This is a genomic window from Pseudovibrio sp. Ad46, assembly GCF_001623065.1.
Lineage (GTDB): Bacteria > Pseudomonadota > Alphaproteobacteria > Rhizobiales > Stappiaceae > Pseudovibrio.
In genome coordinates, this window is sequence record NZ_LMCG01000063.1 from 1 (window position 1) to 1,970 (window position 1,970).

Consider the following 1,970-nt stretch of genomic DNA (forward strand, 5'->3'; position numbering starts at 1 on the left):
CAGAGCCGGATGTGTTCCCCTTGTCATCATCATAGTGAGAACCTGCAACAACAACACCATGATCATTCATCTGTGTGCTGTAGCCAAACCAATCACTTCTATCACCATCTGAGGCAACTATCTTGCCAGGATGGACAGTTACATCGCTTTCACCTTGAATTGTTACAGTAATAGTCTGCGTTGAGCTTTCACCTGAACTGTCGGTCACAGTATACGTGAAGCTGTCGGTCGCGGTTTCACCGCGATCCAAATCGTCATATTTGCCGTTCGGATTGTAGGTGAAGGTGCCATCATCATTTAGAGTCACCGTACCAGTGGTACTGCTTGTATCCGCGGTAAAAGTGTGCGTGTCGGATGTATCTGGGTCAATAAAATCCGGTGCAATCACTAGTGGACTGCTCTCACTGGTACTTACATTTATAGCAGAAGCAACAGGTCCATCATTTTGGCCCGTGACTGTGATGGTCACGGTAGAGGTGTGGCTTGCACCAAAATTATCTGTCACGGTATAAGTAAAGGTTGTTGTACCTGTTTCGCCGGCTGCCAGATAATCAAAAGCGGGACTAGCGACGTACTGGTACACCCCATCAGACGTTTCTGTCAGCACCCCTTCAAGACTTGCGGTATTTACTGTGTGCGTATGGGTGTCACCAATGTCTCGATCTTCAAAAATGATACGGAACACTATCCCGCCGTCTTCATCTGCGGCTAAATCAACAGGATAGGTAACTGGTGGAGTATTGGTGTTTACGCCAGTTACTGTAACGGTGACAGTCTCAGTTGACGTCTCACCCGCAGAATCTGTCACTGTGTAGGTGAAGGTATCGGTTGCACTTTCCCCTGCATTGAGATGATCGAACTGGCCATTCGGGTCATATGAGAAAGTACCATCAGCGTTTACAGTCACTGAGCCGGTCGTGCCGGTCGTATCAACAGTAAAGCTGTGTGTATCCGTTGAATCTGGGTCGGTAAATTCAGGTGCAATAACAATTGCGGTGTTCTCATCGGTCTGTTCTGTCAGTGCAATCGCTACAGGACCGTCATTTTGTCCGGTTAAGGTGATTGTTACCGTGGAGGTCGAACTAGCACCATCACTATCAGTTACAGTGTAGGAGAACGTATCTGTCGCAGTCTCGCCAGCTGCAAGGTAGTCAAACGCTGTTCCCGGATCGTAATGGAATTTGTAATCACTAACTACCGTGCCAGTGCCGATCATTTCATCGATATTTAAACTAAGAGTATGGGTATCCAGTAGATCAGAATCTTGGAAGATAACTCGGATCGCAATCGCCCCGTTTTCATTCGAATTAATCTGAACTGGATAGGAAATTGGTGTAGTGTTAGGCATTGAACTTACTCCAAATATTACACGTACACATTACGAGTATGTTTCTTGTGTGAAACTTATGGTTGCATTTTATCTAGCCGGTAACAGCGACCTGCTCAACGGGCGCAGCTTCAGTTGTTTTGCGGCCCTGCTGCAAAAAACGGCAAGCTCTGCAATGAGATGCCTTTCACTATAATCTTGGGAAGATAGTGTTATAGGCGCTTCATTGGTACTGCAGATACGGCATTAGTTATCGTGAAGGTGAGTAAATGATGGCTGAGTGTGGTGATCGTGCCGACCATGTTACAATTTACAGATGGTCCAAACGTATGCAGTGAATATACCTTGCGATGATGCTTATTTGGCAAATGCCTCTTCCAGAGCTTCGATGGTTATCGATATCCACCAGCTCAGCTTAGGCCAGAAAAGTATTTGACGCGAACCCGCCTCAATAATCGACCTGTATCTCGGAATTCTGTTGTTCAACCCTTGATAGAAACACCCGAATGGCAGCTCCTGGCCCGATGCATCTCGACGTAGCCATACTCATTTCCAGTTCTCTACTCCGCAGCGGACGTCAGCAAAGTCCGCACTTCAATTATGAAATCGAACCGCGCTGACAGGCAACTTCGGATCATTGGGC

At 46.9% G+C, this 1,970-nt stretch carries 1 protein-coding gene; it reads right to left on the reverse strand.

From position 1 onward, the window contains the following. On the reverse strand, positions 1-1,348 hold a 1,348-nt coding region (locus tag PsAD46_RS17210; protein ID WP_153040776.1), incomplete at its 3' end, for an Ig-like domain-containing protein. Positions 1,349-1,970: the final 622 nt, after the last annotated feature.